The sequence below is a fragment of the Pseudomonas sp. JC1203 genome (assembly GCF_056175065.1).
The window spans coordinates 1-15492 of sequence record NZ_JBWCAM010000014.1; the positions used below are offsets into that span (position 1 = coordinate 1).

Annotated in this window: 14 protein-coding genes; 12 read left to right on the plus strand and 2 right to left on the minus strand. The window is 51.8% G+C overall.

What is annotated here, in order from left to right; translation table 11 throughout:
* Positions 1–1196: 1196 nt before the first annotated feature.
* The 5 genes from AC0SZ7_RS20240 (at position 1197) to AC0SZ7_RS20260 (ending at position 6078) form a co-directional block, all read left to right on the plus strand.
* Entirely contained in the window at positions 1197–2501 is a 1305-nt protein-coding gene (locus AC0SZ7_RS20240; protein WP_475506059.1) for a tyrosine-type recombinase/integrase, read from the plus strand.
* A 549-nt stretch (positions 2502–3050) separates the two neighbouring features.
* Complete coding sequence (locus tag AC0SZ7_RS20245) at positions 3051–3410, plus strand: hypothetical protein (RefSeq protein ID WP_475506060.1); 360 nt, start codon at positions 3051–3053, stop codon at positions 3408–3410.
* A gap of 321 nt (positions 3411–3731) precedes the next feature.
* Positions 3732–4010 (plus strand): Rha family transcriptional regulator, encoded by a 279-nt coding sequence (locus AC0SZ7_RS20250; protein WP_475506061.1) that lies wholly within the window; start codon positions 3732–3734, stop codon positions 4008–4010.
* An 87-nt stretch (positions 4011–4097) separates the two neighbouring features.
* On the plus strand, positions 4098–4544 hold the full coding sequence (locus AC0SZ7_RS20255) for a phage antirepressor KilAC domain-containing protein (RefSeq protein WP_475506062.1): 447 nt from the start codon (positions 4098–4100) through the stop codon (positions 4542–4544).
* A gap of 253 nt (positions 4545–4797) precedes the next feature.
* Positions 4798–6078: a primase-helicase family protein gene (locus AC0SZ7_RS20260; protein ID WP_475506063.1), complete on the plus strand. Its 1281-nt coding sequence runs from the start codon at positions 4798–4800 to the stop codon at positions 6076–6078.
* Between the two features lie 725 nt (positions 6079–6803).
* Here AC0SZ7_RS20260 and AC0SZ7_RS20265 read toward each other — a convergent pair.
* Complete coding sequence (locus AC0SZ7_RS20265) at positions 6804–7148, minus strand: hypothetical protein (protein ID WP_475506064.1); 345 nt, start codon at positions 7146–7148, stop codon at positions 6804–6806.
* A 190-nt stretch (positions 7149–7338) separates the two neighbouring features.
* On the opposite strand from AC0SZ7_RS20265, the gene AC0SZ7_RS20270 reads away from it, so the two are divergent.
* From AC0SZ7_RS20270 to relB, 5 genes are all read left to right on the plus strand, one after another.
* Entirely contained in the window at positions 7339–7563 is a 225-nt protein-coding gene (locus AC0SZ7_RS20270; RefSeq protein WP_475506065.1) for a helix-turn-helix domain-containing protein, read from the plus strand.
* Positions 7564–7572: 9 nt separating this feature from the next.
* Positions 7573–7743 carry a helix-turn-helix domain-containing protein gene (locus AC0SZ7_RS20275; protein WP_475506206.1) on the plus strand — a complete coding sequence of 57 codons (171 nt, stop codon included), beginning with the start codon at positions 7573–7575 and terminating at the stop codon, positions 7741–7743.
* A 251-nt stretch (positions 7744–7994) separates the two neighbouring features.
* On the plus strand, positions 7995–8339 hold the full coding sequence (locus tag AC0SZ7_RS20280; protein WP_475506066.1) for a hypothetical protein: 345 nt from the start codon (positions 7995–7997) through the stop codon (positions 8337–8339).
* A gap of 376 nt (positions 8340–8715) precedes the next feature.
* The gene (locus AC0SZ7_RS20285; protein WP_475506067.1) at positions 8716–9339 is read left to right on the plus strand and encodes a recombinase family protein; all 624 of its coding nucleotides are present in this window, start codon (positions 8716–8718) and stop codon (positions 9337–9339) included.
* Positions 9340–10016: 677 nt separating this feature from the next.
* Entirely contained in the window at positions 10017–10226 is a 210-nt protein-coding gene (gene relB, locus AC0SZ7_RS20290; protein WP_475506068.1) for a type II toxin-antitoxin system RelB family antitoxin, read from the plus strand.
* 43 nt (positions 10227–10269) lie between these two features.
* Here the strand turns inward: relB and AC0SZ7_RS20295 are convergent, their stop codons facing one another.
* Entirely contained in the window at positions 10270–10728 is a 459-nt protein-coding gene (locus AC0SZ7_RS20295) for a hypothetical protein (RefSeq protein ID WP_475506069.1), read from the minus strand.
* A gap of 14 nt (positions 10729–10742) precedes the next feature.
* Here AC0SZ7_RS20295 and AC0SZ7_RS20300 point away from each other — a divergent pair, with 14 nt between their 5' ends.
* Positions 10743–10946, plus strand: a complete 204-nt coding sequence (locus AC0SZ7_RS20300; RefSeq protein ID WP_475506070.1) for a hypothetical protein — start codon at positions 10743–10745, stop codon at positions 10944–10946.
* 495 nt (positions 10947–11441) lie between these two features.
* Positions 11442–15380 (plus strand): NACHT domain-containing protein, encoded by a 3939-nt coding sequence (locus AC0SZ7_RS20305; protein WP_475506071.1) that lies wholly within the window; start codon positions 11442–11444, stop codon positions 15378–15380.
* Positions 15381–15492: the final 112 nt, after the last annotated feature.

Consider the following 15492-nt stretch of genomic DNA (forward strand, 5'->3'; position numbering starts at 1 on the left):
AGCAATCGTTGGTTACATCTTTGATTTCTCGCGGAGTAACTTATGATGCTGATAATCTTTTTGACTATCAGTCTGAGTCACAAGCACCCACACGAATTGCTTGATTCAATTGTTAAAGAGCGGTTGGTTGATTCTTTCGTCTCAACCGAGGCGCGCATTCTACGCCTTCCTCAGAGTCTGTCAAGCGTTTATTTTGAAGTTTTCCAGAATTTCTCTTTCAACTTCAACCACTTGACTCGCCTCGATCTCTCGTTAGCGGGAGGCGAATTCTACAGCAACCTGCGTTGCTGTCAACTGCCTTTTCACCGCTTTCGACGTTAAGATCGAAACCTTTCGGAGCTGCTTACTTCGGTTAACTCTTTGAAACTCAAGGAGTTTTCCGTTTAGGTTGCGCCGGAAGTGGGGCGAATTATAGAGAGATCTGCGGGGGCGTCAAGCGTTGATTTCGATAAATTGTCCTTAAAGTCAAAAGCATCCGGCAAACCACCGCATCAGGGCCGCCAGGTGCATGCCTTGAGGATTTCATGCCTCATGACATCGAGCGCCGCCCGCGCGGCGCGACCCGGCCTAACGGCCGGTGCTACCCGTTTGTTTCGGGCCAGTTATGTCAGTGTCATCTCCCGGGGCCGCTCTGTTTGCACCAAAGGAGATTTGCAGTGGGCAAACAAAGCGGACCCGGGAGATGGCATTGGTGTGATTGGCCCGAAACAAACGGTAGGAGCGGCCTGCGGCCGCGAAGCGCCGCGCGGGCGGCGCGCGACTGCATGAACACCATCACAACAACGGCATGCACCTGGAGGCCCTGATGCAACCCCATGACATGCGCGGGAAGCCACTGCGGGATTTCAAACCAAAGGCAATAGAGAAGAAATACCGGGACGCACGAAATCACCCCAATATCACCACACGGCGAAAGGGTGAAGCATCATATATAAAGGAGAGATAAAGCAGAGAATGGAGGCAACCCCACCAGCCACACCCCGGCACACAATGTTCCCGCTGTGGCTGCTCCCTTCCGGGCCTGACCAGGTGCCATGCAAGCATGACGGGTAATCGTTGCGGGCCTTACGGGGCAAAGGTTTCAGGGATATAGGGTTGCTGGAATTCCAACGTGCGGAGCTATCGCACGGACGCTCATGAACCAGGGGTGTGGCCAGATTTGTTCCACTTGGTTGTTCCACTCTGGTGTTCCACTCATGGCCTACATCATCCGGCGCCAGGCCGTCTATTACCTGAACTTGCGGCTGCCCAAGCACCTGTTCCCGAAGCGGTCCACTCTTCGCCTGTGCTTGAAACTCCGTGACCGTCAAGCAGCGTTGTTCCTGGCAGCATCGCTGGCTGAGCAGATCCAACGCCACCTAATAGACAACCCGCTCACCTCACTCCAGGCTCTGCGCGCTGCATGTTCACAATGGCGGGACGCTGCCCCTACCCCACTCGTGCGGCTATCCCCCAAACCCACGCCAGCCGCCGCAGCAAAGCAGGCAAGCGCCACACCCACCCTTTCAACACTTGCCAAGCTCTATATAGAAGAAGGGAAACGGGGTGGGACATGGCGGCAGGCAAGCATCGAGGAAGTTGAACGCGCACTGGCCGATCTCTTCGACCTGATGGGCGACATGCCTGCCGACGCCTTCGACCTGAAGCAAGCTCGGCTATTGAAGGAACGCCTGGCTCGCTGCCCCCAGTACTTTGCTCTACGCCCGGAGTTCAAGAACAAGACGCTGAAGCAGGTGATTGAATCCGGCACCCCGTACAAGACCATCACCGCCGTCACCGTGAACAACCGCCTCCGCAAGCTGACTGCCTTCTTGAACTGGTGCAGATCGAACGGTTATGTAGCAGACAATCCCTTGGCGGGACTGAAGGTAATGGTGGGGTCGGCGAAAGAAGCAAGGTTGTCCTTCGACCGCCATGACCTGATTGTTCTGCTGGATCATGAGTCACTGCTAAAAGAAGCACGCAAGCATCCATGGCGTTACTGGCTGCCTCTGCTAGGGCGAGCCACAGGGGCGCGGCTGGAGGAACTGTGCCAACTGAAGCTGGATGACTTCATTGAGCAGCAAGGGATCCAATGCATCAGCATTGATGACAAACGTGAAGGCCAGCAACTCAAGAACAGCAGCAGCCGCCGCGTACTTCCGTTGCACCCGGCATTGATGGAACTCGGCTTATTGGAGCACGTGCAGTCACTCCGGCAGTCCGGGGCAGAAAGCATGTTTCCAGACCTGGAAGCCGTTCGGGGCAAGCTAGGCCATGCACCATCCAAATGGTTCGGGCGCTACAAGACGAAGCTGGGCATCAGCGACCCCAGGAAGACGTTCCACAGTTTCCGCCACACGCTCATCGATGACCTGCGTGATGCTGGAGTGCAGGACTCGCTGATCAAGCGGATAGCTGGGCATGAGGACGGTGCAGTGACCTTCAGCATCTACGGTAGTCGCAGCCCGCTGAAGGCGATGCTAGGAGCTCTGGAGCACATCAGCATGGCGACCAAGTAAACCCGCCTCCCCCCTAAACGCTGCTTCAGCCCAGCAGAGACCGTACATGCTGGCAAGCGCTACTGGAGCAGCGGCTCGGGCAGCACCGCACGCCTCAACACCGCCAGGGCAAGCACTACCCCATAAAGCTACGCAGTAATAAGCAGGGTCGGCTTTCGTAAACAAAACGCAGACATCGTGGTATATCAATATAGACCCTTCAGGATCACTAACCCCCTGGAATAAACAGGCCTCCAGCCAACTTCAGCTCTTTCGTAAACAAAGTGATGGACTTTACCCATGAAATAGTGCACCACGTTCTGTTGACACCCGATTCCAACCATTGTTAAATATGTCTCACCTGCTGACGAGCAGCTCCGAAACCGCCTTAATAGCAAAACAAACAATAATATTCAGGCAATGAAAATCATGCGCTAGCCAGAACCCAAGTAAGCAGCTGCAGCAACTTTGCACCACAACAAACAGTAGCAGCACCCCCGCTCCAACTTCGCAACCAAACTGCAAACACAAAATAATTCCGACTTTCGAGACATAGCGATCTATTGCCCAATGAAAACACAACAAACAACTAACACTAAGAAGCAAGCAGTTAACCAACGCCCCAAAAGCACCCGCACGAACACCAAGAGCACTCGCACTCAAAAACCGAAACCGACGCTTGGCCAATGGAATGATAATTTATGGCTCGTGGTAAACAACGACACTGATGCAGTGCTCGGCCTTAGTGCCAACAAAATCGATTCGGAAACCAACCGGTCATATGACGTTGACCCAGACATCCGCTTATTCATAGATGTGTTGACGGCTTATTGCCCCAAGCAGACTATCACCCTGGATGACATCGACTGGTTTATGACATTGACCATGCGCCGCCAGAACAAAGGATGGAAATTAATGCCTGCACAGTAACACTCGCTCACCCCAGCGCCCCAAGCATAAAGTTACGCCTGGAACGAAGGCCAGTCACACTTAAACTTCGACCAACGCCGCAACAGACGTGGACAAGCACACTACCGACAGAACATAAGTTTCTGCAACGGGACTCCTTTGCCCGAAGCTTTCCTACGAACAATACGAGCCAACCAACTATGACTTAGCACTCAAACCACAAAGTGCCCATCTCGCCTGCACTATAACTCCGCGAGAAACTTGAAAACACTATCGCCCGCCATTACTGCTCAATCCGAGCGACGGGCAGCTATAGCCAAAAATCATGGAAACCCAATATACATGCACGCACTAACAACTTATACCGCCACTACACACCAGCCAATGGCTAAAGCCACAATCATGTCTTCCGAAAGCCCATTTCCCTGCGGATTGCAGCGAGCACCGGTTGGCTATTTCACCAACTCACCGTCAGCCGTAGCCATGAGCAGCCTGGAGATCGCAAAGCTGACGGGGAAGCGGCATGCAGATGTCATGCGGGACATTCGCAACCTCCTAGCTGAACTGGGTGAAGATGAACGCGATTTTGCGTCCGTCTACCTAGACGCCTACAAGCGCTAAAAACCATGCTTCAGCCTGCCTCGTGATCTGACTGAAACACTGATCCTCGGCTACACCGCGAAGCTGCGACTGGGTGTCATTCGTCGCTTGCGTGAGCTGGAAGAGCAAGTCCGGACGCCGCTAAAGGCTTTGAAGGACGTGCCAACTTTGCACAATTTGATTTTCGACTATACCGAGCAAGTACGAATGTTCGAACGGCAAATCGAGGAAGACGCGCCGAAGGTAGACTTCTATAACGATCTGGTGGATACCACCCGACTATACACCGTAAGTGAGGTTTCCAAGATGTTCGGCACTACCCGAAAATGCTTCCTTCGCTACCTCCAAGCCCAAAAAATTCTGATGTCTCATCACCATCGTCGTAATCAACCCTACCAAAAACATATGAATGCTGGACGCTTCGAATTCAAATTAACCTCATACAAGAACGATGTTACCGGCAATACGGAGTACAGAGCCACCACATACTTCACCGGAAAAGGTGTGATCTGGATCCACAAACTTATTTCCAAACATGGTCGGGACAGCCTGTAACACCCTAATGCCGATCGACAGAAGCGCCCCAACTGTACGCTAGCCGACAGCCTTAGCAACACGGACATATCAACCCCGGACGATCCTATGAACCGACCTGGACGATATATCACATGATGATGGCTGGTGACGTATGCCAGCCATCTATCAGCACCAGAGATTGAATGAAACAATGAAGCCTCGCCCCCAACCAGGCGCACCACCAAATAGCGGAGATCAAATTATTTGACCAATTTCAAACAAGGAAGAAAGCATGTCCACCGTTGCACCTCGTCTATCCGATAACAGCTTCACCGCAATTCGCAAGGTACAAGAGCGATTCGTCATTGTCCCCTCTACAGATAATCGCCCTAGATTTCGCGACTTGTTAAACATGAGAGTTGCCCCGCAAGGCAACCCCAGCATGCTACTCCAAGCTTATCGGGACGCGGGCGGGACGGGAGATATCACGGGCGAGTACCTGCTCAGCAAGTTACCACTTGTATTTGCGGAAGATTTCTTCCCAGGCAATTACAGTAGGATCGTTGAAATCGAGGGCAATAGGCTCCTAAACATGTGGACCGGTCCAACTATTCGACCTAGTGGGGCACAAGTATCCCTGCAGGACGCGGCGCCGTTTGTAGAGTTCCTGCACCGCCTATTCCCAATTGAAGAAGAACGACGCTACTTCCTGCAATGGTTAGCCCACGCGGTTCGTTATCCCGGCACCCGTATCAACGCTACGGTGCTGCTACGGTCTGCTCCTGGTGTAGGCAAAGGCTTTCTCGCTGAAACGATACTTCCCGGGTTACTGGGAAAGTCTAGTGTTGGCGTGGTAGCGTTAAGCGAGGTGATAGGCAACTTCAACGACCCCTTGGTAGGCAAGACGCTTATCTTGATTGACGAAGTTGCCAAGAAAGGTGGCGCTGCCGTCCACGCCCTAAAGTCCATACAGGGGAACAGGACGATCACCTTGCGTCGGAAGTACGTGCCTGATACCACGGTCGACAACTACTTAAGCTTCTTGATGTCCAGCAACGATGTTTGCCCTCTAACCTTGGAACGAGAAGACCGTAGATTCTGGGTGCCTGCCTACATTGAACACAAGGTGTCGATAGAGGAAACCGACCACTTCCTCAACGTCACGCTCAAGCCTTGGCTGACTCAGCAAGGTGGCATGCAGATTGTACGGGATTTGCTGGAGACAGTTGACCTGTCAACCTTTCATGCTGGCGGGAAGCCCCCAATGACTGATAGCAAGCGGCAGATGATCGGCATAGCCCACCATAGCCCGCTCAATGAGTTTGTTGCTGGGCAGATTAAACTGAGCCTTGTCGTTAAGGCCCTGGACATCGAAGCACAGTACCTTGCCCAGACTGGGGAAACTCTTAGCAATAGGGCAGTGCCTACTGAACTTTCCGCACAAGGGTGCTTGGGGAAGCGGACTTCAACTGGCCGCTGGTGGATTACGCCTGGAGGGCTCGCAAACGGACTTTCCGAGAAAACTTCACCAGCCCAACTGAAGGCAGCTTACTTGACCGGCACAGGCGCATGATGGGTATGACGAGTGAGTGTCGGGTTGTAGTACCACCCGTCATGCCTGAACCCCGCGTAAAACAAGGGCTCCAGCAATGTTATGACGGGTGTGACGGGTTGGCGTCACCCTTTCTATAGAATGTAATAGACACAGACTTCTATGCGACTACTTCCTGCACCTGCATCCAATCAAGTAATGCCAAGATCTCCGTCGCCGCATTATGCAATACCTATACAGTTATTACGTGGCGCTTACGCCACAATGCGACAACCTGTGCTACAGCACAGATCTAATCCTTATATAGGTAAGGGGAGAGACGGGGCAAGCAGCCCCTCCCCGCTCTTGATCTTGATCTTGATCTGTGGCCTCAGCCACGACCAACCAAGGCCCGTATGTTAACTTCGGAAAAGGTCACAATAGTTCATCCGTGCCCAAAGGCACAAATGTATCCAAGCGCCACCTAAACAATGCAGGGAAAGGGGTTGTCCAATCCCTGCATAGTTCATGTGCCGGTACCATACTTGTGCCAAGAGCACACACGATAAGGCTTACGGTGGGCATTTGTGACCGGACCTTCGCCAGTAATTAGAAGGTAGGGCCGCATAGCTGGAAAGGCCTGCACTTCCATTGGCCACAGCTGCCATTACCCCAACGGCATATGACCAAGAAAGGTCCAGGGTAGTGGGCCTTAACACCAGCCATCTGACCTGAATAATATTCGCCAAACTGGAGGCTAGTTACGCCTACTCCCCTATCTGCTCCGCCATCGCAAGCTCAGGATTTATGACGCACACCAACGCTCCCCCGGGTTCAGCGCTCGCACTGACCGAACTGATCCAGCCTGCATCCGCAAGATCGACGATAGCCTTCTCTACTTGCTGCAGCGTGCTGTCGCATTGCTTCGCTAGAGTGGCTTGGGTGACCCGCACCGTACCATCTCCAGCCATTCTCGCCATCAGGAAAAACATGACGGTGGTAGCGTGGGGGCTGGCCATGGTCAACGTAGCCAGCCTCCCTAGCATCGCTGGATTCAAGTAGACCGTGCCACCAGCAGTATCTAGTGCAGGTGTGACGTTTTGTTCGCTCATCATTTAGCTCCAACAAGTTTGTTGTCAATTTAACTAGCTCAAACGGTGAACTAGGTTCTTCGCCTTAAACGTCCTGCCAAACAGGCTCGCTATGCAGAATATTGCCAGCTAACACCGAATATTCACAGTATATTGTGAAGACCTCGCCTCCCACGGACACGACAGTGCCTCCTTATTTAAGGGGGTCCCAGTGGAAGCAGGGTTGGCGTTCGGTAAAGTTCTTCGCGAGCGGCGGAAGCTGGCAGGACTGACGCAGGAGCAGTTGGCACTGGAGGCTGATGTGCAGCGGAATTACGTGAGCCTGATCGAGCGTGGAGTGAACCAGCCGACCATCACTATCATCTTCAAGCTGGCATCTGCACTGGGATGCCGCCCGTCCGAGCTCATTGCAGACGTTGAGGCTATCAGCGGCTGATTGCGGGAGTTGTGTTTGGCTGTTGGCGTTGGCCAGGTGGCGTTTGCGGACAAGTGCGGCTTCGCCAAAACCTACATGTCCCGTATCGAAACAGGCGGGGCTAACCCGTCGATCAACGCAATCAAGGTGCTGGCTGATGCCTTGGGCGTCAGTATCTCAGCACTCTTCGCAGGCCTTTAGGCTAACAGGCCGGTCTCGTATAACTAACACCGCAGCTATTCCGAACTAATCCTGCCTAACCATGTAGCGCCGCTCCCACCTGCTACCCTCACACGATAGCCCCGGAAATACTGGGATTGAAGCTCATGGGGCTTAGGCAGACGTCCGCCCGCCATAATTCCCGCATAAAATTTAAGGGATTGAGTCAGACAGGGAACATGAAGCAAGTACGACACAAACACCGGTTGTGCCGTTGATGCGAGGGAATGCACATGAAACTGGATGATCATCAATGCGCCACAGCGGTGCTGAACGAACTGTACAAGAACCAACTCGCCATTGCCGACGCTCTGGGTAACCTCTCGTACTGGCTACTTGAAAATGGCGAAGGTCCCGTGGCTTGGACCCTGGCCTGCACCATGAAGGACATTGCTAAGTCGAGCACCGTCATCCAGGTCGGCCTCCGTCAAATGGCGATAAATGGCCTGGCCAGAGTGCAGCCTGCGAACGATGCAGATGATGGCAGCCCCCCCTGGATCAATAGCGGATTAACGACATCAGCCGAGGAGTCCCAGTGCAGAGCCATGTACCCTACACCCCCGCATTGCTGCAGTTAGCCAGCGAAGGTAAGCCACTTCCGCTTGAGGGCGAGAATCTTACCTGGGTACAGGCTCTCATCAGCAGCGGCTACATCCGAACAGAGGTAATGCCGAGCGAGGATGCTACGGAACTCGTTTGCAGGCTGACGCCAGCGGGCGAAGCGTTGTATCAGTGGCTGAACGAGTAGAGGTCACGCCCCTCACCAACGCCCCCCCAGCATTGGACAGGCTGCCGTCTTCCTTCCTGAATACCGCCCTGCCCCGCTATCAATGAAGTAGACCTAACCGGTAGTGCGATAGCGACACTCAAAGCACTATTAATTAGGTATTGAATATAGATATATGATCGAATTATCATAAAGCTATCAATTACGAGAGCAAAGGATAGCGAGCAGTGAACACCCACCTTTACCTGAGAGCTAGCACCAAGGATCAAGATGCCAACCGTGCTAAGGTTGCCTTGGAGCAGTTCGCCGCCGAGAAGGGCTTGAACATTGTCACCACTTACGCGGAGAACATTTCAGGCACGAAGCTGAACCGACCAGAGCTAATGCGGCTGCTGGATTCAGCAAGTCCCGGAGAAGTGTTGCTAGTTGAGTCCGTGGACCGCCTCAGCCGCCTATCCCAAGCCAATTGGAAAACCTTGAAGTACACCATCGAATCCAAGGGGCTACGCCTAGTCGTGCAAGACTTGGAAACCACCCACCAGATTGCTGACCAAAGCATTGCAGGCCAGATCATGGACGTGATCAACGGAATGCTCATTGACCTGATGGCCACTATGGCCCGCTTGGATCAAGAAAAGCGCGTGGAGCGGATCAGGCAAGGCCTGGAGAACAAACGTGCTGCCGACCCTGAATGGAGACCCACCGGCAAAGGCAAGAACGTGGCGATATGGAAAGAGGTACAGACACTGATGAAGGATCACCCCAACATGTCGGCAGAGAAGATTGCCAAGCTTGCAGACTGCGGCGTGGCCACCGTGTACCGGATCAAGCGGGAAGTGAGCTTGGCCTAGTCCCTGCCAGCGGGGGCATCTGGTGCAATTCAGAGCATTCCCGCCGCCAGCCCCAGCGTGACCCTGTGAGAGGCCCTGTAACGCCCTATGAACGACGGCTAGCAAAAGCCATAGACGCCCCTGATATTTCATCCGCAAAGGCCACAACCGAGTTACACAGCGGCTAGGGGGCTAAGCACCGAGCCACCCTTATAAGGGAAACCCCCCTCCACCAAGCCGCTTCCAAGCCCACTAGACGACCAACGGAAACGGTAACCGCAGCGCCAGGCTTTTGTGTCTCGCGATCCACTGGTAGCCTGTTCGGCTCTGAAAGATTCAGGGCGGTGCACGTCAGATGCGCCTCAATAGCCCTGAGTCCATCCGATGAGCAGAAGTCGACGCAAAACCCCCATCTTCGGGATCACAACAGCAAAGTCGGAAGCATTCGATAAGGCCTGCTGGCATAAAGCATTCCGACGCTCCGAAAACCAGCGCTTGCAAGTAGACCCGCACCGCATGTCGAGAGACATCCGGGAATTCTACAACCCTTGGTTAATGCATAAGGATGGCAAGCGGTGGTGCTCGCAGAACGAGCGAAGCGCCCGCTTGATGAGAAAGTAGGTGGCTGGTATGCCCCACCAAGAAGCCCTCTTTCAGCTTTGCTACACTTCGGACCTACCCCGCAACGGAGCGTAATCGTGCTCACTATCGAACTGCCAACTGACGTTGAAGACCGCCTAGATCAGCTCGCGGTATCGACCGGAAAGACGAAGGAATACTACGCACAGCAAGCAATAGTGCTTCACTTGGACGACCTTGAAGACTTGTACATCGCGGAACAGCGTATGCGCGACATCAACAGTGGCCTGTCAACGACGGTCCCCCTTGCCGACCTAGACTTCAAATGATCCATTTCCAGTAAGCATGGTGATGCCTGATTAGTCCCCACCCTCAGAAGTGCTGACAGGCACCGAAGAAAACATCACTGTCAGCCATGAAGGTGAACGGCTTCTGCGGACCATCTGCATACTCATTGATGATCAGGGCAAAGACAGTGGAGCCAGCTCCCGCTCCTTGATCCGTTCGCATCGTTGTCACCACCTTGTAGCTGTTCTCCGTTGAGCCTGGATCAATGACCTGGGGCTCAGTAAAGTAGGAATTCTTCAACGACCCCGCCATTAGCCCCGATTGCCTTCCCACGGTGAATTGCTTGCCGACCATCGAGCTGTATGCAGACGGCTCAGTGGCTGATACCACACGACGGATCGTGCATTGGTAGTCGCCTCCCGCCCAAGCATTCGCTGATAGCACGAACGCCCCGATCAGTATCCCTTTCCTCATGCGTACTTTTTCCCTTTCAGCAGATCGTAGTCGAGGAATTGATTCTACAATGCCTTCAACGGAAGGCATGCCCTGGAGCAATCATGGACAAGACGACACAGCTTCAACAGGTACTGACAGACCTACACACGAACCAGCTCGCCTTGGCTGCGGCCATCGAGGAATTGACAAAGTGGGTAGGTGATCGTGGCTCAATTGAAGTGCTAGGACGCGTGACCGATTGCCTTTCCTATCTTGATCGGAATCAGAAGGCGATTACACAAGGAATCGCTCGTGTTGGTAAATAATTTTCGCGATGCAAAGTCTGGATCGCGAGTGGAAGGACCTGCCTTGTTGAATGCTGGGCCCCTGAACTAACAGGCCTAGGAGGCCGTGTAGCCCTCGCCGAACGGTAGCGCTAGAGGTCGATACCCGCACCTGTAGTTCGAAACCATGTCGGCAATTCCCCTGGAGACCGTCCGTGAATTACTTGCCTTCTATACAGACCGGGAAACGTCAAGCGCCCAGAACGGAGCCGTTGACCTCGCTAAAACCGAGCCGATGGTATGTAGGCTCAAACCGGCTGGTGTATTGCATTGCGCATTAGGTGGTGCTCTCAGCCTGGCGACTGGAGCCCAGAAACGGTCGCTTTCCGCCTGAATCGCAGTGAAGTATGGCATCTCAGCAGCAACCTCATTAACCGTCAGCTGGCATCTACCTCGTATCCATATCAAAATGCCACCTAAGCAGGATCCGTAGGTCCCCCTGCTGCCTAAATTTTCACCTTACTCAAGGAAGGAACCGTGTCTAACAGTTTTGATTTAACGCAACTCGACTCTCATACCTTTGAACATATGGTGAATTCCCTAGCCTTGTCGGTCTTGGGCAAAGGCGTGACGGGGTTCGCGCAGGGCGCTGATGGGGGTAGAGACGGACTACTTATTGGAGAGGCGCCATATCCCAGTGAAGTGGACCGTTGGAATGGGACATGGATTATCCAGTCCAAGTTCCATAAGCCCCACCTGTCGAAAGACCCTCAAAAATGGCTTATAGCTGAAGTAAAGAAAGAACTCACGGCCTACCTAGATAAAACCCAACCACGAGCAAGGCCGGACATTTGGATAGTAGCAACTAATATAGAGCCGTCTGGAACACCCGCCACTGGGGCATATGACTCAATAAAAACCCTTGTAGAGGATGCATTCGGATCTGGATTCAAATTCGACATATGGGGCGGCAGAAAAATACTTGACTATCTCGCCCGCGACCTGCACGTGTCGACATATTTCGGACATTTTTTGACGCCCGGGCATGTGCTTTCCGCCATGTACCACCAAATGGGTGACGCATCAGCCCAAGTACGCCCAATAATTGACCACCTAATACTTGACCAATTCAAGGACCAAATATACACAAAACTTGAGCAAGCTGGAGGGACCGGACCAAAACCAAAAATATATGAACTATTCGTTGATCTTCCAGCTCAGCCCAAGGAATTCGAGGATCAAATTTATATTTTAGAAACCCTCGTCTCAACAGCGTCGAACGTCCACAAACCAACTGCATGGGCACGTTTCGGAGAAGGATGGCGAGCTTGGGCTGCACACCCGAGAAGAGCAAGATCGATAATACTCAAAGGCGGTCCTGGTCAAGGAAAATCCACTGCAGGGCAGTTTTTCTGCCAGATTCAACGAGCTGCGTTGCTGCTCGAAACCAACTCACCTACAACCCTTCCAGATGTGCAGGAAACCGCAAGGGAGTTACTCCACGCGGCCGCCAAACTAAACTTCAAACCGATAACTGCAAGAATACCAATTTCGATAGAATTAAAAGACTACGCTAGCTGGCATGGAGGAAGATCCGCACCACAATCCAAAGGCATACTAGCGTACCTATGCGAAAAAATCTCAGTCAAAATTGACCAACCAGTAGAAGGAGGCACACTTAAGCGAGCATTCGAAACTCGCAGCTGGTTCTTCAACTTCGACGGATTGGATGAAGTGCCCAATGATGTAAAGGACCACGTAGCCGACGAGGTAACACGCTTCGCCAACGTTACTCTACCCCAGCTAGACACAGATGCATTAATATTATGCACGACTCGACCGCAAGGTTACTCCGGGCAATTTAAAGAGCTAAATGCAGTTACATTAGATCTAACCCCGCTCCCGACCGACATAGCCTTAAAGTGCGCGGAAGGAGTTATCAGATTTTCAACTGGACAATCCGATGCAGAGAGGTGCCTCGATACCTTGAAGCTTGCGATAGATTCGCCCCAAGTTAAAGAACTCATGACTACTCCGCTTCAATCCCACATTATGGCAATAGTGGTCAAGGAAGGTGGCAGGCCGCCTGAAAAACGATGGGAACTATTCGAGAATTTTTATCAAGTAATGAAAAGAAGGGAAAGTCTAAAAAACTTCCCCGACGCAAGAATTTCGCAACTGTTACGGGATAACAGCGTACTTCTGAAAGCCATCCACTCGCGCCTAGGTATCGCATTACACGCAAAGGCAGAGAATAGCGAGGGAGCCGAAACTACTCTCAGCAGAGCCCAGTTTGAATCCCTGACGAGGCAGACGACGCAGAAATATGAAGACGACAAAATCGATGAAATCGTTGCAACACTAATGGAGGCAACAGTTCAAAGACTAGTTTTTGTGAGCACCCCCGAAAGTAGTTCTTCTGTCCGATTCGACGTCCGCCAACTGCAAGAATTTTTCGCTGCTGAATTCTTATATTCAGGTGTAACCCACCAACAACTGCAATCGCGTTTGGAGATCACAGGCGGCGACTCTCACTGGCGAGAAGTAATGCATTTTGCAATAAGCGCATTAATCGTCACCTCCCGCCCCACAGAACTGGCCGTCGCAGTTAGTACGATCCTAAAATTAGACGACAGTGATATATCACCCCCGCTTCGTTTCTACAGCAGAAGAATGGGTGCGGGGGCGCTAATGACGCTCCGCCTTTTACATGAAGGGGTTTTCGAACAGGACCGATCTGTGCGCCTCCAATTTAAGGATAGCTTATCTCCAATTTATGGGATGATGGAAGCCGATATCACAGAATCGCTTTGCACAGTACGTCACCCAAACACCTTAAGTTGGCTTCTGAACTGCATGACTGATGCTCTCTTAGAGTTAAGTGAGCCTGAACAGATCAACGCAGCCGCTGTCTTAGCTCAGCGACTCCCATGCGAACACAATCGCCGACATGAAGTTTCAAGAAAATTAAAAACCTCGTCCCCCTCATATCTTGACGGCATATATTTACTGATTCTAGGCCACGACAACTATCCATTCATAACAACCAACAGACCTCCGCAAAGCAAATGGTTCATCCAACTATCGCTGGAATTTTTTGTCATGGAAGCCCCACCCTCTGGGCTTAATCTTGACCTAATTCTTAGATACGTCAGGTCAGTCATAAAAAACCGTGTAGACCTTGATGAATACGACTTCCCTGAAAACGTTAAGCAAGGGCTTTGGGTGATGCTAAATCCTGCTTGGAGGTCACAAAACCGCAGTGACGACAACGAAGAGCTTGAAATCAATGGATGCACAGTAGTACGCAGGCTTGACAACTGGAAGACAGGAAAACTCCCGGAAGACCTTAAACTTGTCGACTGGAACAGCAAGGCACCTGCATGCCAAATAATCAACAACTGCATTATATTTAGGCAAGAAAGAACGCTCAAATCACTTACCACAATTTACCAGGTAGCCGTTCAATACCAACTGATAGACTTTATCAAGCACAGCTTGATTTCAAGCATCCTGCCTATTGACTGTTATTCGGTGCCACCAATCGTCGCACTCGCAAAACTTTCAAGCCTTAGCCAATCGGATCTTGACACACTGATCAACTCCGAGCCCGCACCCGGCTCTTTAATAACCCCATATTACGAACTTCAAAATCTCCCTACAATCAAGACCAGGGACCAGCTAAAGACAGTAGCGATAACCCACCCACAACTTGCACTAGCCAGCTACATGGGAACATTTAGCTTCATAGAAAAAATTGACGACGCCTACTCAGATAAATACAGCGACATTATCTTTGAGACAGTTTCAAAAAACCCTCACTCGATGATGCCATTATTCAGCGGCTGGGGTGTAATGTCGGAAAAGCAGCCTAAACTTTTCATGGCTTTGCGTCCGATATTGAGGAACGTTTCATTAAGTTATCTACCTCCACTTGGACCGGAGCGCATTGAGGCGTTCAAGCTAGCACTACCTGAAGATTTTTCTTTCCTCCCTCTTGTAGCCCAAAACCTGCTACGAGTCCTGACTACTAGTAACCCCGATGACATTCGCTGGGACGCCGAAGCAATTCTCGAACAGTACGGCCTGAACAAAGACAACCTTAAATCCATTTATCTCAACGATGCAAACCAAATAGCTTTTCGAGCTTCTGCTCTCAGCTGTTTATTCCTAGCAGCAAGTACAAACTCCGACGAAAGCTTGAAAAAATCACTATTCGAATCTTTGATAGACCCGACGATTAGCATATTAGAAACAGAAATTCACTCCCACTTAATACAAGTTATTTGTCATACGATAACTAGCTTTGACTATAACAACGACACAATAAAATCTTTTGTCGGCACGCTTCTCAATATTTGTCGAGAGAGCTATCCCGACAGATTGGAGATGCAGTACCTCATGGATAATTTACGAGAGCGCTCTACTGCTCCAGTAAGCAAGAATGGCATTCTCGAGACTTGGCTCACTGAGTAGCTAGCTAAGCTCCCCCCTCTCCGTTTAGGAGAGGGGGACACAGATGTTCCACCTTGTGCATTCTTGGCAGTGGTTAATAGTCTAACTCACTAGAGTACGGGTTAGTGCCCGC